Genomic DNA, 22,483 nt, shown 5'->3' with positions numbered 1-22,483 from the left:
GAAACGTATGACACATTCTAATAAAAAAACCAATAATCGTGATAATCAATCCAAAGAAAACGAAATTATTTATGGAAAACATCCTGTTTTAAGTTTTTTAGAATCGGATGAAGCAATAAATAAGCTCTATCTTCAAAAAGGCATTGCGGGTGCTGCCATCTCTGATATTTTAAAATTAGTGAAAGAGAATGGCTTCGTTATTCAAGAAGTACCTAAAACTAAACTGGATGAATTGACCGGTGGGAAGAATCACCAAGGCGTCGTCGCAACGATTCCCTCTTATCCTTATAGCGAACTGTCCGATATTTTCGAATTAGCGGAAGCAAGACAAGCTGACCCATTTATTTTGATTCTCGATGGCATCGAAGACCCTCATAATTTGGGCTCGATTATTCGTACCGCGGATGCGATGGGAGTTCATGGTATTATTATTCCAAAGCGCCGCTCAGCAAGTCTAACCGGGGTTGTTGCTAAAGTTGCGGCTGGAGCCTTACAGCATGTTCCGGTTGTTCGTGTCACGAATTTGGCTCAGACGATCCAAACACTCAAAGAACGAGGTGTCTGGATCTTTGCAACCGAGATGGATGGGGAGGATATCCGTCAATGGAATTCATCGGGCAGTATTGCGATCATTATTGGTAATGAAGGACAAGGTGTCTCGCGCAATTTACTCGACAAAGCGGATGGCACCATTACGATTCCGATGGTAGGTCATGTTCAAAGTTTAAATGCTAGCGTCGCAACGGGGATGGTCGTCTATGAAGTCGCCCGTCACCGTATTGAGAAATGAAGGTGTTACTTTGAAACAAGACATCCTTTTTGTAGACGGCTACAATATGATCGGGGCGTGGCCAGAATTAAATCATCTTAAGCAACGAGATGAATTAGGGGCGGCTCGAGATTTATTGTTATTCGAATTATCCAATTACCGTAAGTACCGAGATATCCAAGTTATCGTGGTATTTGATGCGCAATTTGTTCCGGGTATTACGTCAAGTTATGATGAATACGAATGTACCGTTGTCTTCACAGCAGAAGGAGAGACAGCTGACTCTTATATTGAACGCGAAGTCCCTCGCTATATTAATCCGTTGACACGCGTCGTGGTGGCAACGAGTGATGCTGCTGAACAGTGGATGATCTTCCAACAAGGAGCGCTTCGCCAGTCGGCGAAGGAGCTCTTGATGGAGGTTGACTATGCGAAAGCAGAAATCAATCAAGACGTCACGACCTACTATAATCAACGGCTCAGACGGCGCAGTCCGTGGACCATGGATCATCTGCAACAATTGAATCAGTTGTTATATGAGCTAGAGAATCCAAAACGACGTTCATAAAAGGTAGCTGTTTCCAATACAAAGGAGTGGAAATAGCGGTGTATTATGACTTATCGAATGAAGCATTAGTTGAACTTATTATAAAAGACAGTTGTAGCGAAAAGTTCGAACATTTATTTCGTCGATTTTATAATTTATTATGGAAGTTCTACGGTCAAATTAAAATACCATCCTATGAAATGGATGATTATCGACAAGAAGGGCGAATTGTCCTTTACCGCAGTATCCAAGAGTATCGCTTCGATCGCGGTGTGACCTTCGCCCCTTTTTATAAGACGAATCTCTATCACCATCTATTGAACTTGTATCGAATGAGCCAAGCTCAAAAGAGAGGTGCAGGTATGCATGAAATAAGTTATCACGATAATTTCCTCAGTGAAGATCTAAATCCCTATTATATGACCGTCAAACAACCTCAGACGGACGCCATGGAAGAAAGGCTCATTGGCAATGAATTTATGCAAGCCTATTATCAAAGTTTAACCCCATTAGAAAACCAAGTAATCCGTTTGATGATTATCGGGTTGTTACCCGATGACATCGCCTCTCTCTTACAACGCTCACGCTATCAAGTTGACAACGCGCTTTATCGAGCTCGTTTGAAATTCTCCAAATTAATGCTCCAAACTCCTCTACCTACGACTCAAATCTCTTTAATTCATTCTCTCCAATTATAATGAAGTGAACCATCATTCTTTGCAAAACATCCTTTCCTTTATTCACATCAAACTCTAATTGTAAACGCTAGTGCAATAGGCTATGATAGTGGTGAAAGCGTTTATCAAAAAGGAGGAGATTGTGTGTCACAAGTTAATGACATCTATGGTTCGGTAGAAATCCCAGAAGGCGTATTATGGGGCGCAAATACGCAGCGCAGTCTACAAAATTTTCCAATTGGTGTCGAGAAAATGCCACGTGAATTGATCGAAGCATTAATTCATATTAAGCGGGCTGCGGCACAAGCGAACGGTGAAAAGGGAGTGTTAGATCGTCAAATCGCAGATGCGATTATTGAAGCGAGCGATCAAATTTTAGAGCAGAAACTATATGATCAGTTCCCTCTGGCCATTTGGCAGACGGGGAGTGGAACTCAGACGAATATGAATGCCAACGAGGTGATTGCGAATTTAGCGAATAAAAATCATCCCGGTCTCGTGGTGCATCCGAACGATCATGTTAATAAAGGGCAAAGTTCTAACTGTGTTTTCCCGACAGCATTGCATGTATGTCTAACCTTGATGATCAATCGAGATTTAATTCCAGCCATTGAAGCGATGCGGGATGAATTAGATCAGTTAGCTGAGAAACACCAAGATGTTCTAAAGACAGGGCGCACACACTTACAAGATGCGACACCAGTGACGTTTGGCCAAGAAGCAGCAGCCTGGGCGCATTGTTACCGTCAATGCCTAAGCCAATTAGAAGCAACCTTACCGATGCTTCGTAAATTAACGATTGGCGGTACGGCTGTAGGGACAGGCTTGAATGCGTATCGTGGTTTTGGGGCAGACGTCTCACGCTACTTAAATGAAAATCTCGGCGAACAATTTGAATCAACTGAAAATCCATTCCACGGAATGAGTGCCAAAGATGCCATCGTCTTTATGCATGGCGCATTGACAGCTATTGCAGCAGATACGATGAAAGTGGCCAATGATATTCGCTGGTTAGCGAGTGGGCCACGCTGTGGAATTGGAGAATTAACCATTCCAGCGAATGAAGCAGGAAGCTCGATTATGCCTGGGAAAGTAAATCCAACTCAAGCCGAAGCGATCACGATGGTGTGTGTTCAAGTCATGGCCAATCACCAAGCAGTTGTGATGGGTGCAAGTCAGGGGAACTTCCAATTAAACGTGTATATGCCGATGATTTTACACAATGCTTGGCAATCAATCCGTCTTCTAACGGATGGATTGAATTCATTCCGCGAACGTTGTGTTCAAGGAATCGAAGTCAATCGCGATAAAATGCGCGAAAATCTAGAAAAGTCATTGATGACAGCAACTTACTTAAATAACCGTTTTGGTTACGACCAAACTGCTAGAATCGTTAAAGAAGCACATGAACGCGGCTTAAGAATTAAAGATGTGATTGTCGAACATCAGTTAATGACAGCCGATGAATTTGATGCATTCTTCGATTACGAAGCGATGATTAAACCATACGAACTATAGAGATATTTGAAAGGAATGGGAAAATGACAGAATACAGAATTGAGAGCGACTCCTTAGGAGAAGTAAAAGTCCCTAAAGATGCACTATATGGCGCACAAACAGTGCGCGCCCAACATAACTTCCATATTACAGGACAAACGGTCCATCCTGCGATGATTCAGTCACTCGCTTATGTGAAGAAAGCTTCAGCCTTGGCGAATTATGAAGTAGGTGAATTAACTGAAGAAGTGGCGAAAGTAATTATGCAAGCTGCTGATGAGATTATTGCTGGTGATCACTTAGAAGAATTTGCGACGGATGCGATTCAAGGTGGGGCAGGGACGTCAATTAATATGAATATGAATGAAGTCTTAGCCAATCGGGCAGCGCAACTATTGGATGAACCTCTAGGAACTTATCAGACAGTCCATCCGAATGATCACGTTAACCGAGCGCAATCAACTAACGATGTCATCCCAACAGGTGGAAAATTAACAATCTTATTCTTAAGTGAAGCATTAATTGATGCGATGGATCAACTTGCTGTTTCCCTTGAAGCTAAAGCCGAAGAATATCGTGACGTAACGAAAGTCGGACGGACACACTTACAAGATGCTGTTATTATAACCTTCGGTCAAGTGTTCCAGAGCTTTGCGACAATGATTCGCCGAGACATTCGCCGTATCCAACATGCTTTAGAAGAGATGCATACCATCAATATGGGTGCAACAGCGGTAGGAACTGAAATTAATACGACTCCGGGTTACAAAGAGCGTGTGGCAAAATACTTAGCGGAATATACGGGATTTGACTTTGAAACAGCAGAAGATTTAGTGGATGGAACGAAACATATTGACGGTTTTGTCTACGTATCGAGTGCATTGAAGAGTTTCGCGGCAAGCTTATCACGTATGTGTAACGATATGCGCTTAATGGCATCAGGTCCAAAAGTCGGATTGAATGAAATTACCATTCCACAAAAACAACCTGGCTCATCCATTATGCCTGGGAAAGTGAACCCGGTAATTTTCGAAGTTACCAACCAAGCTTGCTTCCATGTCATTGGGAATGACCTAACAATTACGTTAGCATCTGAAGCCGGCCAAATGGAACTTAACGTTTTCGAACCTGTTTTGTTCTATAATTTATTCCAATCGATCGATTACTTAACCAATGCTTGTACAACATTACGTGTCAATGGCATTGAAGGACTCACCGTTAATGAACATCAAGCTTCAGAGTACGTTCGTCAGTCCTTTGCTTTAGCAACAGCCGTATCGCCTCAATTAGGCTACTCAAAAGTTTCGAGCCTGACAAAACAAGCAATGAAAGAAAATCGTCCATTTGTCGATGTGTTGATTGACGAAGGAATTATGACAGAGGCTGAACTTAAAGAAGCCTTTCCAGCTTACTTCCCAACTAATTAATTAATAATTTAAGGTTGAATTGTGTAATACGTTAAAGATAACTACAACTTGACAGTGACGCGATCATTGAGTATGATTGCTAGAGGTACATGTATTATTGAAAAGGAGGACTGTCAATGGCGCAGAAGAAAGCAGCGTTAGCTTGTATTGAATGTGGTCAGCGCAATTATCAGATGACTCCAACCCAAATGGGGAAAACAACGCGACTCGAAGTGAAAAAGTATTGTCGTTATTGTAATAAGCATACCTTACACAAAGAGACCAAATAGTAAAGGTGGGAGCTAAATGAGTTATTTCAAAGAAGTCCGTAAAGAAATGAAACGAGTAACCTGGCCAACGGTGTCAGAAGCGAATCACTTTACTTGGATTTCAGTGATGTTTATTGTCGTCTTTGCGGCTTACTTCGGCTTAGCTGATCAAGTATTTTCTTGGTTAATTAAGTGGTTTGTTAATTTATAAAATATTAGGCTGGCGCTTTCTATCGCCAGCCTTTTCTGTTATAATTGGGGGGTAGACCTGCCAAGGGGTAGGTTTTTTTGTATGGAAGATATTAAGGAGGAACAAGGCATGGAATCCAATAATAAAGCATGGTATGTACTACACACTTATTCAGGCTATGAAAATAAAGTAAAAGAAAACATTGACTTACGCAAAGAATCGATGGAAATGGAAGAGAATATTTTTAGAGTGATGGTACCTGAAGAAACTGTACGTGAATCAGCAGAAGGTAACACCAAAGAAAAAGTCCAAAAGAAATTTCCAGGCTATGTATTAGTTGAAATGATCATGTCCGATGAAGCATGGTTTATTGTACGTAATACACCGGGTGTCACAGGATTTGTCGGATCACACGGTGCTGGAAGTAAGCCTGCGCCACTGTTAGATGAAGAAATTGCGTATATCTTAGGTGACATTGATGCGCCACGTGAACATATTGAATTGGATGCTGAGATTGGCGATGTCGTTGAAATTACGGACGGTGCCTTCAGTGGACTTGAAGGTAAAATTGAAAGCATCGACCCAGATGCCCAGAAAGTAAAAGTCTTGATTGAAATGTTTGGACGTGAAACGGTGGCAGAACTTGAATTTCATCAAATAAGCCATTAAAATCAAGGAAAAAATCATCGAATTGATTATAGAGATGAGGAGAGCTATGAAATTAAGAGATTGCATCATATTACTAAGCATCATCTTATTAACAGGGTGTCAAGGATTTCCGACGCTATCGACATCTAAACCAAATGAAGCGCCATCGTATGAATTGCCTACAATCACCCCGAAATATGATAAAGAAACCATCTCGGATTTTAAGAAAAAAGCGGGAATGGGTAAAACCAATCGCTATGAGGGACTTGTTGTTTCTAATGATCCGATTCTATCCTTACCAGATACATTGCCGGCGAGCCTGACCTACAACACAGGCATTGATATTCCATATCCAAATAACGGAGTTCGCGGGTTGTATATTAGTGATGCGATGCTGATGGATCCCGAATACATGGATTATATTTTGGAATATGTCCGAGATACGGAACTCAATACCGTGGTGATTGACTTCAAGACGGACTATGGTCATATCGCAAATCAAGAGGAAAGTGATAACCCCGTTATTAATGAGCATCGTTTAAATATCGATATGCGTAAAATTCTCGAGCGTCTCGAAGAATACCAAATCTATCCAATTGCTCGGATTGTAACATTTAAAGATAATTTAACGGCCGATGCAAGTCCGGACTTAAGCTTCTTCGATAAAGAAGAAGGGGCGGTCTGGGCTGACCCGAATGGCTCTAAATACTTGAATCCATTTTTGCAATCAACATGGGACTATATTCTGGAAATTGCGGAAGAAGCAGCGAAGTTAGGCTTTAAAGATATTCAGTTTGACTACGTTCGTTTCCCAGAAGGCTTCTTCGAAGTGGAGCCAATGCTAGAATATAATATCGGGGACTTTAGTATTGAACGCGATGAGACCGGACAAAGTACGGGTTATGAGCGGGTCGAAGCAATTAACCATTTCTTGGAGTATGCTAAGAAACGTCTGACACTTTACGATGTTCAAGTGAGCGCCGACATCTTCGGTTATACGGCGATTGCCGGAGATAAGTACGACGTTCGAGGAATCGGACAAAATTTTGCCCAAATGGCAGAGCGATTAGATACCGTATCTTCGATGATCTATCCATCCCACTGGGATGCAGGCTTCTTAGGTTTTGACTATCCTGACTTATATCCATATGAATTTGTCGATGCTTATATTAAGGAAGAGCAGCATGTTTTTGATACCTCCGTTAAAAATGAAGTAAATACGCGCCCTTGGTTACAAGACTTTACTTGGTATAAAGAACCTGGAACTTTCTTAGAGTATGGCCCTGCAGAGGTTGAAGCACAAATTCAAGCGCTAGCTGATAATGGCATTTATGAATTCCTCTTATGGAATGCAAGTGGTGAGTATCAGCACGGTGTAGATTATTATAAAGGACCTTAAAGTCATAACGGATGAGTTAAAGAGCGACGAGGTTACCCGCTCTGACTCATTCGTTATTTTTGTGGGGCAAATGGGCAATTAGGCCTTGAATTCAATGTATGAGTTATGCTATAATACTCGAGTGCACTTGACGGCACACTGAGTGGGAGGGCTCCGGCCCGTCAACCACATCACGATTAAATATAATAGGAGGAATGTTTCGTGGCTAAAAAAGTCATTACTCAAGTTAAATTACAAATTCCAGCTGGACAAGCTAGTCCTGCTCCACCGGTTGGACCTGCATTAGGTCAAGCTGGGGTGAACATTGTAGCCTTCACGAAGGAGTTCAATGCTCAAACAGCAGATCAACAAGGCTTAATTATTCCAGTTGTTATCGATGTGTATGAAGACCGTTCATTCACATTTATCACTAAAACTCCACCTGCACCAGTTTTACTTAAGAAAGCAGCAGGATTGGATAAAGCATCGGGTAAACCTAACAAAGAAAAAGTAGGTAAAGTTACTCGTGCACAAGTGCAAGAAATTGCTGAAACTAAAATGAAAGACTTAAACGCAGCAGATGTTGAAGCTGCTATGCGCATGATCGAAGGTACTGCTCGTTCAATGGGAATCACTGTTGAAGGGTAAGCATCCCGCAGAGCAGCTTCCAGCCCGTATCTCTATCGGGTGTGGGAGGCATGACCGTTAATACCACAAATAATAGGAGGAATATACATGGCTAAAAAAGGTAAAAAATACCAAGCGGCTCTTGAAAAAGTAGACCGCACAAAACTCTATGCTGCAGATGAAGCAATTGCACTCGCAAAAGAAATTGATTTTGCAAACTTCGACGCAACAGTAGAAGTATCATATAACTTAAATATCGACGTAACAAAAGCAGACCAACAAATTCGTGGCGCAATGGTATTACCACACGGTACAGGAAAAACTCAAACCGTTGTAGTGATTGCCCAAGGTGAAAAAGCGAAAGAAGCTGAAGAAGCTGGCGCAGATTTTGTCGGAGATGCAGACCTTATCGCTAAAATCGAAGGCGGCTGGTTAGATTTCGACGTGATGGTTGCGACACCAGATATGATGGGTCAAGTAGGACGTTTAGGACGCGTTTTAGGTCCTAAAGGTTTAATGCCAAACCCTAAGACTGGTACTGTAACGCAAGACGTCACAAAAGCAGTTAACGACATTAAAGCAGGACAAGTTACTTACCGTGCTGACAAAGCAGGGATTGTGAACGTCCCAATCGGTAAAGTTTCTTTTGAAGATGCAAAATTAAAAGAAAACTTAAAAGCATTACATAACGAAATCGTTCGTTTACGTCCAGCATCAACGAAAGGTAAGTATATTTTAAGCTTAACTTTAACAACAACATTTGGCCCTGGCATCAAATTAGATGTACCAAGCGCTGAATAATAAAAAATAATAATCAACTTCCAAGTTCAAGTAAGGATTTGGAAGTTGAATTTTGAATAAAATGTTCTTGACTTGTTAGCTAGGTCAAGTTATAATACTCATTGTGTTAAACGACCGTAGACAGTAAGTGGCATCTGCCTTAAATATCTTACCGAGGAAGTTCCAGTAGTGATCAAATTGATACATTAAGGAATGGTTCTCTATGTCTAAGGTGACATAGGGCTTTTTTATATTCTATAATCAAGTCTTATACCAAAATGACGGAGGTGAACTGATTGGCAAGAGTTAAAGTAACCCGTGAACAAAAAGAAGCAGAAGTAGCAGGATTAGTTGAAGACTTAAAGAATTCCGCAAGTGTTGTGGTTGTTGACTATTTAGGTCTTAACGTAGCAGAAGTGACTGAATTACGTAAAGAATTACGTGAAGCAGGTGTACAAATGCGCGTTGTTAAAAACACGATGCTACGCCGTGCAGCGGATGAAGCAGGAATCGAAGGTTTAGATGAAGTATTCACTGGACCAACAGCCATTGCTTACCACGCAGATGACGCGGTAGCTGCTGCTAAAATCTTAGTAGACTCTGCGAAAGATCTTGAAGCATTAGAAGTTAAGGGTGGATTATTAGAAGGTACTGCAGTATCAATCGATCAAATCGTAACCTTATCTAAACTTCCAAGCCGCGAAGGCCTATTATCTATGTTACTTTCTGTATTACAAGCACCTATGCGCAATACAGCTTCTGTATTACAACAAGCTAACCCAGCGCTTAGATTGGCTTACGCACTTAATGCTGTCGCTGAGACAAAATAGTGTATATTGTTTGAACTAAAATAATTTTTAAATAAAAGGAGAAAATAAAAATGGCATTAAATATTGAACAAATTATCGAAGATATCAAATCTGCAACAGTTGTTGAATTATCTGAATTAGTATCAGCTATCGAAGAAGAATTCGGTGTATCAGCTGCTGCTCCTGTAGCAGTTGCTGCAGCTGGTGGTGCTGCTGAAGCTGGCGCTGCTGAAGAAAAAACTGAATTCGACGTTGAATTAGTAGCAGCTGGCGACGCAAAAATCAAAGTAATCAAAGTAGTTCGCGAAGCTACAGGCTTAGGTCTTAAAGAAGCTAAAGAATTAGTAGACAACGCTCCAAAAGTTGTTAAAGAAGGTCTTTCTAAAGAAGACGCTGACGCACTTATTGCTCAAATCGAAGAAGTTGGCGGTAAAGCAGAAGCTAAATAATGATTTAACTCAAGCTTTAAAGCACTTGGCGAAATGCCAAGTGCTTTTTTTTTAGGTATGCTGCAATCACATATCATGGTATACTATAAGGGTATATTAGAGAGGATGAGATGAGTGAATCGATCAAAAATCATGCGAGCTTCTATTGCCCTATTCCTAGCGGCGAGCTTACTTAGCCCAACTATAGCTGTGATGGCTGAAGAATCAAGTAATCAAGAGGAAACAACGGCTCTTGAGGACCGCATACCGCTTCCAAAACCAATCCAACAAGTGGCCGCGGAAAGTGTATTTGACTATTTAAAATCCAACCCTACAGTGTCTTATCAAACAACCATTTCGTATGACAGTGAATTAGGGAAGTTTAGTCGTCATCTAACTACGCAACAATCATACCAAGATTCTAAATTAGAAAAATACCACACAATGAGTGAAACAAAAGCAGATGATGAGACTTTAACAGAAGATTTCTACTATGACGGTGAGAAATTTTATCAACAAATAAACGGGGCCCCATGGAGTTCCTCAAAGTATGAACAACGTGGCCAATTGACTTTCTTAATTCTTAGTAAATTGCTCATTGAACAAGAAGATTTTAGCGCAGAATTAATCGATAATAATACGAAGTATCGCGTTGAAATTGACGGATTAAATGAAGAACATTTGGATTTGATTCCATTTGCTTTTGATTTTCCGGTCTTATTATCACCCGAGACGACTTATCAAGGGCACCTAACATATGGAATAGATCGTGAATCCGGTATGATTGAGACTGCCACCCTGACGATTGAAGCCAATGATCAAGGGGATATTCATCACGTATCGGCTGAAATTGAGCCCATTGGTTCACAGTCTGCACCAGAGTTAGACTTTAACGTGCCAATCACAGAAGATGCATCGGAAGAATCCGAAGAAGCTGCGGAGCCAGAGGGGCTAGAAGAGGGAGCGACTTCTGACGAGAATACGGATTCTGAGGAAGATTCTTCAGATGAAGAGCAGGAGACTGACGAAATTGAAGAGACAGCCGAAGGTGCTGAAGAAGTTGAAGAGGAGGGAGAAAACCCAACCGTTGAGACCGATGAATCAGATAGTGATACTTCGAGTGAACCGGTCGAATTGCTAAGTAGTAAAGAAGTGGTAGATAACTTCTATGACTATAATCCAATCTCACTATGGTCAACCTATGAGCAAATCCGGACACTCCGACTTCCAACAAGCTCAGAAGCAACCGAAGCTCCAGAGTCTACAGAAGAAGAGGACACCGCAGAGCGCTATGTAGATTACTATAATATGGTCAATCAAAAAGTTTACCGTGTCATTACGACACCGATTGTAGATGAAGAGTTAGGTGAAGGTAGTTTAGTGGTCGATGGCCAAGCATATACCATAGATGGGGAGCAAGTTGTAACATCTTCCCAACCGATGCCAAATAATTATGTACATTTTGTGCAACGATTCGATCAATTAACGGGTGAAGAACTAACGAAGTTAGAAAGTGATCGAGAAGATATTCTTGCATATCGAGAAATTTTTGAAGTAGCTTCAGATTTTGAAGCTGCGTTAGGAGACTTTGATGGTAGTGGGTTAATTCAATCTTCAGAAGCGATGTATGGGCTTGATTACCAAATTAGCTTGGTCACCGGTCGATTAGTCAATGTGATTTTCTGGACGGCGTTACCAGAAAGTCAATCGATTGATGAGTTTATTAGTTTAACATTTCAAGGATTTAATCAACATACACCAGAACTTGTTGCTAATAATGTGAATGATAAGATCTGGAAAGCATTATCAAAATAATAAAAACTAGGTATTAAAGGGGAAGCCGATGAAGAAAAGTAAATATATTATGGTTGCCATTGTCTCGGCATTATTAACATGTGGAGCAATTGGAGTCAATTTAAATACACTAGGTGTGTTTCTAGTTCCTGTTTCAGATGGTTTAAATGTTGGCTTGGGGGATATTTCGGTTCACTCAACCTTAATTTCTATGGGAATGGCACTCGGTGCTCTTGCATTCATGAAAGTGAAAGAGCGGGTTAACTTTAAAGTTATTCTATTAGTATCCGGCCTCACGGTTGCAGGGATGACGCTCTTGATGTCACGTGCAACGGCACCTTGGCAATTTAGTGTGCTTGGCTTTATTCGAGGATTTGCCTCAGCCTTCTATGGTATGGTGCCTGTCCAAATGATTGTCAATAATTGGTTCCATGAACGACACGGTTTAGTTTCAAGCCTTGTCTCCAGCTTTAATGGTGTAGCGGGAGCGGTTTTTTCACCAATCTTAATGTATGCCATTGAAAACTATGGCTGGCGAACAGGTTACCTATGGCAGACTATAATTTTTGTAGGCTTGAGTCTACCAGCGATTCTCTATCCATTTACATTCCATCCTGAAGATGAAGGCTACGTTCCTTATGGGGGAGAAGCGAATGAAGTTAAGCCGTCAGTTCGTCAAGAAATTACCGAGCCAATGATTATCCCGAAATATCCCGTGTTTTTATTAATGGGGATGAGTTTCTTAACCACAGCTTTAACAGGGTTAGCACAACATATTCCAGGGATCGGCGAGAACTTAGGTTATACTGCTGCACTCGGAGCTGCGATGCTATCTGCCGCCATGATTGGAAATATTACGTTTAAATTATTAATCGGAACGCTATCAGACTGGAAAGGCCAAGTCTTTGCGACGATTACAATTATGACGGTAACAACACTTGGGATTGCTCTACTCTATATTGGTCAAGGAACGAGCATGTTGATTGCCGGAAGTGTACTGTACGGTTCGGTCCCAGCCATGGTTGCTGTTGGAATGGCTCTACTAGCTAAACATTTCTTCGGTAATCAAGGTTTCAATAAAGTTTTCCCGGCAATCAACTTTATATCGAATATCGGGGGAGCTTTAGCCATTTCATTCTATGGCTACAGTGTCGACTTTACTGGAAATTACCAATTTGCATTATTCACATCCGGCCTCTTTGCCGTGTTGACTATTGTCTTAATCTTATTGATTAATTATTACTATAAACAACGTTCGACACAGAATCCGTCTTAGAATAAAAGGGGATAATTTACTTTATACAATTAATAACCGAGTAACGAATAAAGTTAATAAGAAAATCAATTTGTCTCGAATATAATATAAAATTTGGGACAAAGTTTTGAGCGAGAGAGAAATCTTTCGCTCTTTTTTATTTATAGAAGTATGATTGAAGTTAGTCATAGCATAAAAGCTAAGAAATATGTGATTAGTTATTATTACTGTTATGTACAGGTATCATGTATAATGATGAAAATATCAAGTAGGAAAAATGGAGCGGAATTTCTTGGCTTGTGAAAACTTTAAAAGAGGAGAACTAGATGGAATTTGTAATTCAAGAAATCAAAAATAAAAAACAAAAGGAAGTAATCGCCAGGGAAGTATTGAATGATTTACCAGAGTGGTTTGGTATGCCTGAGAGTACCGAAGAATATATTATGGATTCACAAGATAAACCTTTCTTGGCATCCTTTTATCAGGATGAAGTAGTTGGATTTATCGTTTTGAATGCAACCAGTCCAGACTGTGCGGACGTATTTGTTATGGGAATTAAAAAGAAGTTTCACCGTCAAGGCGCCGCAACACAATTAAATGAAGCGTACGAAAAGCTGGCGAAAAGTCTAGGCTACACTTATTCGCAAGTTAAAACCGTTCAAATGGGTCACTATGATGAATATGATATAACGAATCATTTCTATCAATCCGTAGGTTATAAAGAATTAGAAGTCTTCCCAACACCCTGGGATGAGTGGAACCCATGCCAAATATATATTAAATATATTGGGGAATAAATATAAATGAGAGGAGTAAGTAAAAACTCCTCACAAAAAAGCCTTCGATAAATTTTATCGAAGGTATTGGCCAGTGGTCGGACAACTTGAAGGTGGGATCGATACTTACGGTAAAGACCCAGAAGTCTATGGCGACCTCTGGGAGGGACAGATGTATATCTTCGCCGGATGTCGTCGTTATCCGTGTAACCTTTACGTCCAGGAGCACGGCCTAACTCATGATGAGTGGGAAGCTCGCTTAAATGCCATTGGCGAATCTTCGAATACTCACTAAACTGCTTAAAAAACCAAATAAAAAAACTGATCTACCACAACTTCTGCGGTAGATCAGTTTTTTATTAGAAAGTGATTATTTCTTGTAACGTTTGGCATAGATGAAAATAGCGATCGATAGACTTAAAAGCATTAACACTAGGACATAAACCAAGATCATCTCATTAGTTAAATCGTGACCGAAGAAAGTAACATCAATTGAAAAGATGCGCTTCATCTCATTTAGGAAACCTGCAGCGGCAGGATGATTAGTAGTTTGATACAAATGGTCGAGCAGATTTTCCGTATATAGACGCCGGTAGAGACAGGTCAAGAGCGTTTGAGGCACAAAAAGAAAAATATTTTGAACCATCTCGGGAAACTGAGAGATTGGCACATAAGCACCAACGATAAAACCAATCATTGCTGAAAACAAGCCATAAAAAGATGAGAAACTGGCTTGGCGTTGGATAAAACTGACTACAATCATATATAAGGCAGACGATGATAAGGACGACAACAGATTCAGACTATAAATTTGAAGCATGTTGCGTGTATTCACAGCCGTATCGGCTTGGAAGTAAAGGTAGATCCATGCAATCGTCGTCAAAAGACTACTTAAAGCAAAGGACGCAATGACCGCAGATAAGAAATATCCGAGAATGATTTCCCAACGTTTTAAGGGACTTGACAAAATATCATAGTCAATCCGCTTTTCTTTGTCATTGATCACATTTTGTAAAACTGTCACTGGAATAGTGATTGTCGAGAGACTAATCGTAGCAGCAATGATGACTTCATCTGACAACAAGCTGATATCTTTCGCTGAAAGACCCAGCGACATTTGATCAGCAACCTCAATTAACGGCTGCGTGTAATTGTCCCGCAAGAACAAGAGGTACAAGCCAAGAACAATCACAGAGGTCAGCACTGAAAAGAAAATGGAAGACTTATTTTTTAGATAGACCATCAGGTTACGCTGAGTAAAAGCTAGCAATCGCTTCATCGCTTCATCACTCTCCCTGTAATATTAAGAAAGACGTCATCCATGTCGCCTTTGATAAACTCAAAATCTTGAATTCGATCCCGGTACTGGTACAGAAATGGGTGGATATCGCCAACAAACTTAATGACATAATGATCGTTCTTGTATTCATAATCCAAGCCCTCTAAAATCTCTTCCTGACTCTTTGACCGATCGGTGTACCAAAGGAGTTTGGGATAGGTATAGCTATTCTTTAGCTGCTGAGGGCTAGCATCGGCGATAATCTTACCATGATCAATAATCACCACTTGGTCACAGTTTTTCGTTTCCTCCATATAATGCGTCGTGAGGAAGATAGTCAAGTGTAACTCTTGGCGCAATAAATTCAAGTATTGCCAGATATTCTGCCGCGCCTTAGAATCCAAGCCCGTCGTCGGCTCATCTAAAAACAAAATTTTAGGCTGATTAATCAAGGCTCGCATCAAGTCTACTTGTCTCCTTTGACCGCCACTTAGGTCAGCGTAGTGCTGATTCTTGATCCTGTTGTAATCAAATAATTCTGAAAATACTGCCAATCGCTGGTCGACTTGGTGGGAAGACAGTCCATAGTATGCTCCTCGAGTCAGAATATTCTCTCGGACGGTCAATTCAGGATCGAGCACAGAATGCTGGAAAACGATTCCTATCCTGTCTCTAATCTTGTCGTCGTCTTCGCCCAGTTGATATCCTAGAATGTCTGCTTCTCCGCTGGATTTTTGAAGGATTGTACACAACATATTAATGGTAGTTGATTTTCCAGCTCCATTTTCACCTAAAAAGGCAAACAAACTTCCTTCATCGACAGAAAAAGAAATATCGTCCACGGCCTTAAAGTCTCCATAAGCTTTTTTCAGGTGTCTTACTTCAATAGCTTTCATCTTATTCTCCTTAGCTATGACTTAGCCCTCCTCAATAACTATCTATGATAGACATAATAGCATATTAATCAACATAATTTTATCGTTGATTATACCACCTAATTATTAAAACTACGTAAATTAATAATAAAAACTATGTAAATATCTGTAGGCAATGATGATTAACGGTGGTAAAGTAAAAAGATTGAGCTGTCTTCTGATTAAGGTAGATAGATTTGATATCATTGGCTTATCCTAGGTTAACATCTGAAGTCATCATGAGAGCAAAGCCTAGAATCAAGGCCATCGTAGCCAAATCCTTATTACCATCGGTCTGAGAGTCGGCGATTAACTCCTCTACATAGGGGAAAACCACGTGCCATCTAACGCTTTAAAGTAACATTAATACAAAACAATGAAAAATCGGAGTGAACGCACATAGTGTGTGCAACTCACTCCGATTTTTAACACTTGCTATGATATTTTCTATGAATTGATTCTTAAAATTTAAATCGCAATTTCCGTCCATTTACCTTGTTTGAATCGGTGTCGCATAAAGAGGTAGCGAGAGAATTGATCGGAGAAAATTCCAATCCAAATTCCAATTAACCCAAGTTGGAAGACATTGACCAGTGTGAGGGTTGTAATGGTTCGGATAAAGGTGACGGAGACAATCCCTGCCATTAAGGTATATTTGACATCGCCACCCGCTCTTAAGCAAGCCCCGTAGATGATTTGCGAGATTTGTAATAAGATAATGACAGTCATAAAGCGAGTGAGAATCGTTCCCATCTCGATTTCAGCTGGATTGCTGAAGAAGGCGCCCATAATGGTCTCTCCACCGAAGAAGAAGACGATCGCAACGACCACGGAAATAGCCAAGCCAATTCGTTGGCAGACATGGCCGTAGGTAATGGCTTCTTCGCGCTCACCTTGACCTAGTGCATAGCCCGTTAGTGCTACGGCGGCAACTTGCATGCCGTCAGCCAAGGCAAAGCCAATACGAATAATATTCATCGCTGCATTATGAACCGCAAAAGAACTTGTACCTAAATTGGCGGCAGTAATGGCGGTTGTTAGGAAACCTACTCGCATGGCGAGGTTTTCAACGAGCATGGTTGAGCCGAACTGAACAATGGATTTGACTGTTTGCCACTGTGTTCGGATGTGGTGCTTGATGATATATTTAACGCGGATATAACTTGAGTGATGAAACAGTGAGCGAATACTCATTACCATGGCGATAAAAGTGCCGAAGACGGTTGCAATCGCCGCTCCTTTAATCCCTAATTTCGGGAAGCCATAATAACCATTAATCAATAAGTAATTGAAAATAATATTGACGATTGAAGAGGTCAAGTTGGTCACGAAGGCAATCTTAGTATTCCCACTGCCACGTTGGGCGGCGTTAATGACCATCGCAATCACGTTGAAAATCATTCCACTCGTAATAATTTTGAAATATAGCGTAGCAGGCGCATGCGTATCACTTTGGCTTCCTGAAATTCGCATTAAGGGTCCTGCATAATACACCATCGAAATACTGATAATCAAGCATAAAATGATTGACATCACGAGCGCGGTTAGGAAAATCTCATTGGCACCGTCCTCATCTTCTTGGCCACGTCGCCGGGCGACAAGGGCAGAGACGGCGACGTTAATTGCAAAAAAGGCAGTGAGTCCGATAAATTTAGCTTGTGTCGTCAGTCCCACTGCGGCCACCGCATAGGTCCCCATGGCACTGACCATCATCGTATCAATCATCCCAGCTAATGAGATGAAAAAACTTTCTAAGACGGAGGGCCAAGCCATTTTTAGTGCATTTTTATAATAGTGTTTTGTATTCATGTGTCCCTTCTATCTAAGCTATGGATGCTAAAACTGCGTCATGTGATTTGATGGAATCAATGAATCAACTTTGAGCTTGTTCAGATAGAATTTGTTCAATAACTAAAGCGACACCATCTTCTCGGTTGCTCGGCGCAATAAACTTCGCCATGGCTTTGACTTCTGGGCTAGCATTATCCATCGCGTAGCTGTACTTTGCCATTTTAAGCATCGAGCGATCGTTCAGCGAGTCTCCAATCGTTGCGACTTGATCCATTGTGTAGCCCTTTTGTTGGGCGTAGCTTTCAACAGCGATCCCCTTTTGCGCATTGGTGTGCGTGATTTCACGATTATCAACCGCTGATGAAGTGATATCGATATCGTCAAACTTATCAAAGACTTGGTGGAAAGCGTCAAATTTACTTGGATCTTGTGGGCTGAAGACCATCATTTTAAGAATCGTATGGTTGTGATTGAAGTCAAATTCATCTAGCGGACGAATGTCTTCTTGGATCCCTGCAAACTGAGCTTGAGAGCTTAATTCTTGGCCATCTTCTTGTTCGCGAACGGGCATAAACTTTCTCATATCTTCGATAAATTCTTCAACATCGATGACAAAGGTATGCTGATCGGTCATTAAAGTGTACCCTAAGCCGTTTACGGCACAATAACTCATAATTTCAGCGACCGTGCTGGGTTCCATTGGAATCGAGTATTCCAGACGTCCTTGTGTATCATAAATTGCAGCACCGTTCAAATTAATCATATGAGATTGTAATCCGTGTTCTTCAAGTAAAGGGGTGGCTGACATTAATGTCCGACCTGTCGCAATCATAAATTCAATGCCTGCAGCTTCAAGTTGGCGAATCGCTTCGGCATTACGTTCGCTAATTACATGGTTTTCATTGAGTAACGTTCCATCCATATCGGATACGAATAATTTAATCATCTGTCTCTCCTTCAAAATATCTTTCTTTCCTATGATAACATAATCTATTTAAATAAATAACCGTAAAACCTTAGCCGAACTAGTGTATAATGATTGAGTATTGAAATTAAAGGAGTTTTATCAAGTGAACGATCATTATTATTCACAACAACCAACGAGTTATCACGATCCAAAACGTTATACTTGGGTAGAAGAGGGAACTCCCTTCCAATTTGAGACCGATCGTGGCGTCTTCTCGCGAGACGGACTTGACTATGGTTCACAAGTTTTAATTAAGACGGTCCGCAGATATTGGCAACCAAGGTGGAGATCCCTGCTTGAATTAGGTAGTGGTTATGGCCCAGTTGCAATTATATTGAAGAAATTAAGTGAAATAGACGGACAAGACTTAACAGTAACAGGGATTGAATTAAATCAACGCGCGTATGATTTAGCGCAAACAAATCAACAATTAAATCAAGTCAAAGCGATTCAATGGATGCAAAACGATGTTACGAAAGTGAATTGGGATGTGCAGTACGATTGTGTAGTGACCAATCCGCCGATTCGTGCTGGCAAGCAAACGATTCAAGCATTTGTGGATCAAGCGGAGATTGCACTGAAGCCAGGAGGCGAGTTATATGTAGTTATCCAGAAGAAACAAGGAGCACCTTCGATGCGTGATTATATGGTGCAACGCTTTGATAATGTTGAACGGTTAAAGCAAGACCGTGGTTATTGGATTCTTCGGTCAATTAAGCAAGAAGGGAGTGATTAAGCTCAATGAATAAGCGAATGGTGGCAGGCTTTCTAGGGCGTATATGCTATTTAGAAGCCGTCTTAATGTTAATTCCATTTGTTGTGGGATTAATCTACCGGGAAGGGCCTGAGACCTTATTAAGTTTTATTTATACGATCGGTATTTTAGTCGTCTGTGGTTTTTTCCTCAGTTTATTTGAGCCCGAGCAAACATCTTATACCTTAATAGATGGTTTTGCGATCACGGCTTTATCGTGGTTTTTATTGTCATTTTTTGGCGGACTCCCGTTTGTATTTAGTGGGGAAATCCAAAGCGTGATTGATGCGACCTTCGAGATGACGTCAGGATTTACAACGACAGGGTCGAGTATTCTACAAAATGTTGAAGCGCTTAGTCAGTCGATGTTGTTTTGGCGTAGTTTCTCCCATTTAGTAGGTGGGATGGGGGTGTTAGTTTTTGCCTTTGCTTTAATTCCTGAACTGGGTGAAGGTTCCGTGAGTATTATGAAGGCAGAAGTTCCCGGTCCTGAATTTGGTAAGTTAGTTGCGAAAAATAAAAATACCGCAGCGATTCTTTATACAATTTATATTGCGATGACGGGTATTTTAGTCTTACTACTGATGCTAGCTGGGATGCAACCTTTTGATGCATTGATTCATGCATTTGGGACGGCTGGGACAGGCGGTTTTAGTAATAAAGCCCTCAGTGTCGGTCATTTTAATAATCCGATGGTTGAGTATATTCTATCCTTTGGCATGATTATATTTGGTATTAACTTTAATTTGTATTATTTTTTATTACGTAAAGAATTTAAAACATTCTTTTCAAGCGAAGAGTTGCGATTATTTCTAAAAGTACTTGCGGCAGCGGTTTTACTGTTGATGCTTGTTATGCATGCAGATTATTTACATTTTGAACCGCTCTTTCGCGATGCGTTCTTTACCGTCACAACGATTATTTCAACGACTGGTTTTGGAACGGTGGACTTTACGCTCTGGCCATTATTTGCCCGGCTCATCATTTTATTATTGATGTTTTCAGGAAGTATGGCTGGGTCAACTGCTGGTGGAATAAAAATGTCGAGAATTTTGATTTATCTTAAAGGCATTCGACGCGATATTATTCAAGCCGTACACCCACGTAAAGTGGTGCCGATCACAGTTGATGGGCGATTGATGTCGAATATTTATATTAAGCGGACCTTTATCTATTTGGGAACTTATTTTATGGTATTTACTGTATTGACGCTATTGGTTTCTATTTCTGAAAATGATTTTATGACCGCCTTCAGTGCGGTAGCTGCGACAATTAATAATATCGGACCAGGGATGGGTAATATTGGACCCGCCAGTAATTTTGCTTCGTTTAATCCTTTTGCAAAAGTAACCTTAATTTGTTCCATGATTATTGGACGCCTGGAAATATATCCTGTGTTAATTCTATTACTGAAACGCACTTGGACAACGAAATACTAGGAGGAATCATCATGCAAATCATTATATGTGGTGGTGGCGAAGTCGGAAGTGCCATCTGTGAAGCATTGTACCAGACAGCGGATATCGTGATTGTAGACCCGAATGAACACATTATTGATGAGATTGCGGGCCAATATGATATACAAGGAATTGTCGGTTCAGCGGCTTCGGTTCGGATTTTGCAAGAAGCCGGGATCGCGACAGCCGATGTCTTTATTGCGGTTACGAACTCGGATGAGAAGAATATTATCTCTGCGATTATTGCACAAAACTTTGGTGTTAAGCATGTCTATGGACGAGTGCGGGATCCAGAATATATGGAAGATATTCAATTTATGCAATCGGCCATCGGGGTCAATCGGATTGTCAATCCCGAGCATGATGCCGCAGTGGTGATTGACCAAATCTTAAGGTATCCTTTCGCCAATTCAATCGAAGCTTTCGCGAATGGTCGGATGCATATTGTCGGGTTGACGATTACACCCGAGAGTGCCGCAGCCAACTGTAAGATCATGGACTTTAGAAATTACTTAGACGGCGATATTTTAATTTGTGCGATTGAACGCGGGGATGAGGTCTATATTCCGGATGGTGACTTCGTCATGCAAGCGGGAGACCGAATTCATGTTTTAAGTGAGCAAAATCGCTTAAAAATTCTATACAACCGCCTAAGAACGAAACAAGTGACTATTAAGAAAGTTTTGATTATCGATGGAGGGACATTAACGCATTATCTATTAGAAGAATTAAAGCAACGCCATCTGGAGATTACAGTGATTGAACAAGATTATAAGACAGCGTTGCAGTTGGCCATTAGCTATCCTGAAATTGAAGTCATTCATGGTGACGGGTCAGACCAACGTGTCTTGGAAGAAGAACATATTAAGAATTATGATGCTGTAATTAGTTTGAACCGCAGTGACCATGAAAATATGGTGACGTCATTATTTGCAATGCATCAGGGCGTTCCAAAAGTTATTACGAAATTAGACCGTCCTTATCTATTGCGCCCATTAGCAAATTTAGGGCTCGATACGATTATTACACCGAAACAATTAGTGGCGGATAAAATTATTCAATTGACACGGAGTCTCAAAGCAACCGAAAACTCAGCGGTAAATAACCTCTATATGTTAATTGAAGGACAACTTGAGGCGTTAGAGTTTGAGGTGCTGAGTGAGTGTTTAATTACTGAAAAAACTTTGCGTGATTTGACGCTTGAAGATCAAACGCTGATTATCGGTATTTTAAGACAAGATGAATTTATTGTGCCAACCGGGGATACCCAAATTAAACCGGGGGATTTTGTCTATGTGGTAACGAAGCAACATGAGGTGACCGATATTAATCAGTTAGTCGTCAAAGCATAAGTGAATTATGGATGGGAAGTGTGCCGCTTCCCATCTTTTTGTTGTCTAAAAAGTGAGGTTATTAATGAAGTGCTATTGATTAAGATAAATCATCACGATATACTATTGATAATCAAATG

Annotated in this window: 24 protein-coding genes, 1 pseudogene and 1 other annotated feature; of the genes and pseudogenes, 20 read left to right on the top strand and 5 right to left on the bottom strand. The window is 40.7% G+C overall.

Features of this window, described 5'->3' with window-relative positions:
* Positions 1-7: 7 nt before the first annotated feature.
* From rlmB to CYJ57_RS03805, 17 genes are all read left to right on the top strand, one after another.
* Entirely contained in the window at positions 8-790 is a 783-nt protein-coding gene (gene rlmB / locus CYJ57_RS03885; RefSeq protein ID WP_101954149.1) for a 23S rRNA (guanosine(2251)-2'-O)-methyltransferase RlmB, read from the top strand.
* Positions 759-1,337, top strand: a complete 579-nt coding sequence (locus tag CYJ57_RS03880) for an NYN domain-containing protein (RefSeq protein ID WP_180764381.1) — start codon at positions 759-761, stop codon at positions 1,335-1,337. The genes rlmB and CYJ57_RS03880 overlap by 32 nt, the downstream gene beginning before the upstream one ends.
* A gap of 38 nt (positions 1,338-1,375) precedes the next feature.
* Positions 1,376-2,014: a sigma-70 family RNA polymerase sigma factor gene (locus CYJ57_RS03875; protein ID WP_006701490.1), complete on the top strand. Its 639-nt coding sequence runs from the start codon at positions 1,376-1,378 to the stop codon at positions 2,012-2,014.
* 123 nt (positions 2,015-2,137) lie between these two features.
* On the top strand, positions 2,138-3,511 hold the full coding sequence (locus CYJ57_RS03870) for a class II fumarate hydratase (RefSeq protein WP_101954147.1): 1,374 nt from the start codon (positions 2,138-2,140) through the stop codon (positions 3,509-3,511).
* 23 nt (positions 3,512-3,534) lie between these two features.
* On the top strand, positions 3,535-4,917 hold the full coding sequence (locus tag CYJ57_RS03865; RefSeq protein WP_101954146.1) for an aspartate ammonia-lyase: 1,383 nt from the start codon (positions 3,535-3,537) through the stop codon (positions 4,915-4,917).
* Between the two features lie 116 nt (positions 4,918-5,033).
* Positions 5,034-5,186 (top strand): 50S ribosomal protein L33, encoded by a 153-nt coding sequence (gene rpmG, locus CYJ57_RS03860; RefSeq protein ID WP_006701487.1) that lies wholly within the window; start codon positions 5,034-5,036, stop codon positions 5,184-5,186.
* A gap of 16 nt (positions 5,187-5,202) precedes the next feature.
* Positions 5,203-5,376: a preprotein translocase subunit SecE gene (gene secE, locus CYJ57_RS03855; RefSeq protein WP_101954145.1), complete on the top strand. Its 174-nt coding sequence runs from the start codon at positions 5,203-5,205 to the stop codon at positions 5,374-5,376.
* Positions 5,377-5,484: 108 nt separating this feature from the next.
* Positions 5,485-6,024 carry a transcription termination/antitermination protein NusG gene (nusG, locus tag CYJ57_RS03850; protein WP_006701485.1) on the top strand — a complete coding sequence of 180 codons (540 nt, stop codon included), beginning with the start codon at positions 5,485-5,487 and terminating at the stop codon, positions 6,022-6,024.
* Between the two features lie 46 nt (positions 6,025-6,070).
* A complete protein-coding gene (locus CYJ57_RS03845) occupies positions 6,071-7,402 on the top strand; it encodes a putative glycoside hydrolase (protein WP_101954144.1) in 1,332 nt (443 codons plus the stop codon).
* A gap of 201 nt (positions 7,403-7,603) precedes the next feature.
* Positions 7,604-8,029 carry a 50S ribosomal protein L11 gene (gene rplK, locus CYJ57_RS03840; protein WP_006701483.1) on the top strand — a complete coding sequence of 142 codons (426 nt, stop codon included), beginning with the start codon at positions 7,604-7,606 and terminating at the stop codon, positions 8,027-8,029.
* An 87-nt stretch (positions 8,030-8,116) separates the two neighbouring features.
* A complete protein-coding gene (gene rplA / locus CYJ57_RS03835; RefSeq protein WP_101954143.1) occupies positions 8,117-8,809 on the top strand; it encodes a 50S ribosomal protein L1 in 693 nt (230 codons plus the stop codon).
* A gap of 96 nt (positions 8,810-8,905) precedes the next feature.
* Positions 8,906-9,047, top strand: a sequence feature (ribosomal protein L10 leader region).
* Between the two features lie 37 nt (positions 9,048-9,084).
* Entirely contained in the window at positions 9,085-9,618 is a 534-nt protein-coding gene (rplJ, locus tag CYJ57_RS03830; RefSeq protein ID WP_006701481.1) for a 50S ribosomal protein L10, read from the top strand.
* 50 nt (positions 9,619-9,668) lie between these two features.
* Positions 9,669-10,046 (top strand): 50S ribosomal protein L7/L12, encoded by a 378-nt coding sequence (gene rplL / locus CYJ57_RS03825; protein ID WP_101954142.1) that lies wholly within the window; start codon positions 9,669-9,671, stop codon positions 10,044-10,046.
* Positions 10,047-10,160: 114 nt separating this feature from the next.
* Entirely contained in the window at positions 10,161-11,840 is a 1,680-nt protein-coding gene (locus tag CYJ57_RS03820; RefSeq protein ID WP_101954141.1) for a hypothetical protein, read from the top strand.
* Between the two features lie 28 nt (positions 11,841-11,868).
* Entirely contained in the window at positions 11,869-13,095 is a 1,227-nt protein-coding gene (locus CYJ57_RS03815; RefSeq protein WP_101954140.1) for an MFS transporter, read from the top strand.
* 305 nt (positions 13,096-13,400) lie between these two features.
* Positions 13,401-13,871 carry a GNAT family N-acetyltransferase gene (locus tag CYJ57_RS03810; RefSeq protein ID WP_101954139.1) on the top strand — a complete coding sequence of 157 codons (471 nt, stop codon included), beginning with the start codon at positions 13,401-13,403 and terminating at the stop codon, positions 13,869-13,871.
* Positions 13,872-13,944: 73 nt separating this feature from the next.
* Complete coding sequence (locus CYJ57_RS03805) at positions 13,945-14,145, top strand: hypothetical protein (protein WP_425319852.1); 201 nt, start codon at positions 13,945-13,947, stop codon at positions 14,143-14,145.
* A gap of 75 nt (positions 14,146-14,220) precedes the next feature.
* Here CYJ57_RS03805 and CYJ57_RS03800 read toward each other — a convergent pair whose 3' ends face one another.
* The 5 genes and pseudogenes from CYJ57_RS03800 to CYJ57_RS03780 form a co-directional block, all read right to left on the bottom strand.
* On the bottom strand, positions 14,221-15,129 hold the full coding sequence (locus tag CYJ57_RS03800; protein ID WP_101954138.1) for an ABC transporter permease: 909 nt from the start codon (positions 15,127-15,129) through the stop codon (positions 14,221-14,223).
* Entirely contained in the window at positions 15,126-16,025 is a 900-nt protein-coding gene (locus tag CYJ57_RS03795; RefSeq protein WP_101954137.1) for an ABC transporter ATP-binding protein, read from the bottom strand. Before CYJ57_RS03795 ends, CYJ57_RS03800 begins: the two co-directional genes overlap by 4 nt.
* A 229-nt stretch (positions 16,026-16,254) precedes the next feature.
* Positions 16,255-16,380: pseudogene (locus tag CYJ57_RS07970) on the bottom strand (ZIP family metal transporter); the annotation flags it as partial.
* A gap of 131 nt (positions 16,381-16,511) precedes the next feature.
* Complete coding sequence (locus CYJ57_RS03785; protein WP_101954136.1) at positions 16,512-17,852, bottom strand: MATE family efflux transporter; 1,341 nt, start codon at positions 17,850-17,852, stop codon at positions 16,512-16,514.
* A 64-nt stretch (positions 17,853-17,916) separates the two neighbouring features.
* Positions 17,917-18,780, bottom strand: a complete 864-nt coding sequence (locus CYJ57_RS03780) for a Cof-type HAD-IIB family hydrolase (protein WP_101954135.1) — start codon at positions 18,778-18,780, stop codon at positions 17,917-17,919.
* 124 nt (positions 18,781-18,904) lie between these two features.
* On the opposite strand from CYJ57_RS03780, the gene CYJ57_RS03775 reads away from it, so the two are divergent.
* From CYJ57_RS03775 to trkA, 3 genes are read left to right on the top strand one after another with little or no spacing between them, the layout of a single operon-like run.
* Positions 18,905-19,537 (top strand): class I SAM-dependent methyltransferase, encoded by a 633-nt coding sequence (locus CYJ57_RS03775; RefSeq protein WP_101954134.1) that lies wholly within the window; start codon positions 18,905-18,907, stop codon positions 19,535-19,537.
* A 5-nt stretch (positions 19,538-19,542) separates the two neighbouring features.
* On the top strand, positions 19,543-20,994 hold the full coding sequence (locus CYJ57_RS03770) for a TrkH family potassium uptake protein (RefSeq protein WP_101954133.1): 1,452 nt from the start codon (positions 19,543-19,545) through the stop codon (positions 20,992-20,994).
* 11 nt (positions 20,995-21,005) lie between these two features.
* Positions 21,006-22,364, top strand: a complete 1,359-nt coding sequence (gene trkA, locus CYJ57_RS03765) for a Trk system potassium transporter TrkA (RefSeq protein WP_101954132.1) — start codon at positions 21,006-21,008, stop codon at positions 22,362-22,364.
* The last annotated feature ends 119 nt before the right edge of the window (positions 22,365-22,483 follow it).

The sequence above is a fragment of the Falseniella ignava genome (assembly GCF_002847645.1).
GTDB classification, from domain to species: Bacteria; Bacillota; Bacilli; order Lactobacillales; family Aerococcaceae; genus Falseniella; species Falseniella ignava.
Note: the sequence above shows the minus strand (reverse complement) of the source record. Positions and strands in the feature narration are given on the sequence as shown.

What these genes read in the sequence shown, in the direction of transcription:
- rpmG (WP_006701487.1), top strand. Translation starts at nt 5,034, where the DNA reads ATGGCGCAGAAGAAAGCAGCGTTAGCTTGTATTGAATGTGGTCAGCGC.
- rlmB (WP_101954149.1), top strand. Translation starts at nt 8, where the DNA reads ATGACACATTCTAATAAAAAAACCAATAATCGTGATAATCAATCCAAA.
- CYJ57_RS03880 (WP_180764381.1), top strand. Translation starts at nt 759, where the DNA reads ATGAAGTCGCCCGTCACCGTATTGAGAAATGAAGGTGTTACTTTGAAA.
- CYJ57_RS03810 (WP_101954139.1), top strand. Translation starts at nt 13,401, where the DNA reads ATGGAATTTGTAATTCAAGAAATCAAAAATAAAAAACAAAAGGAAGTA.
- CYJ57_RS03770 (WP_101954133.1), top strand. Translation starts at nt 19,543, where the DNA reads ATGAATAAGCGAATGGTGGCAGGCTTTCTAGGGCGTATATGCTATTTA.
- rplA (WP_101954143.1), top strand. Translation starts at nt 8,117, where the DNA reads ATGGCTAAAAAAGGTAAAAAATACCAAGCGGCTCTTGAAAAAGTAGAC.
- CYJ57_RS03780 (WP_101954135.1), bottom strand. Translation starts at nt 18,780, where the DNA reads ATGATTAAATTATTCGTATCCGATATGGATGGAACGTTACTCAATGAA.
- CYJ57_RS03785 (WP_101954136.1), bottom strand. Translation starts at nt 17,852, where the DNA reads ATGAATACAAAACACTATTATAAAAATGCACTAAAAATGGCTTGGCCC.
- CYJ57_RS03815 (WP_101954140.1), top strand. Translation starts at nt 11,869, where the DNA reads ATGAAGAAAAGTAAATATATTATGGTTGCCATTGTCTCGGCATTATTA.
- secE (WP_101954145.1), top strand. Translation starts at nt 5,203, where the DNA reads ATGAGTTATTTCAAAGAAGTCCGTAAAGAAATGAAACGAGTAACCTGG.
- CYJ57_RS03845 (WP_101954144.1), top strand. Translation starts at nt 6,071, where the DNA reads ATGAAATTAAGAGATTGCATCATATTACTAAGCATCATCTTATTAACA.
- CYJ57_RS03865 (WP_101954146.1), top strand. Translation starts at nt 3,535, where the DNA reads ATGACAGAATACAGAATTGAGAGCGACTCCTTAGGAGAAGTAAAAGTC.
- CYJ57_RS03800 (WP_101954138.1), bottom strand. Translation starts at nt 15,129, where the DNA reads ATGAAGCGATTGCTAGCTTTTACTCAGCGTAACCTGATGGTCTATCTA.
- nusG (WP_006701485.1), top strand. Translation starts at nt 5,485, where the DNA reads ATGGAATCCAATAATAAAGCATGGTATGTACTACACACTTATTCAGGC.
- rplL (WP_101954142.1), top strand. Translation starts at nt 9,669, where the DNA reads ATGGCATTAAATATTGAACAAATTATCGAAGATATCAAATCTGCAACA.
- trkA (WP_101954132.1), top strand. Translation starts at nt 21,006, where the DNA reads ATGCAAATCATTATATGTGGTGGTGGCGAAGTCGGAAGTGCCATCTGT.
- CYJ57_RS03795 (WP_101954137.1), bottom strand. Translation starts at nt 16,025, where the DNA reads ATGAAAGCTATTGAAGTAAGACACCTGAAAAAAGCTTATGGAGACTTT.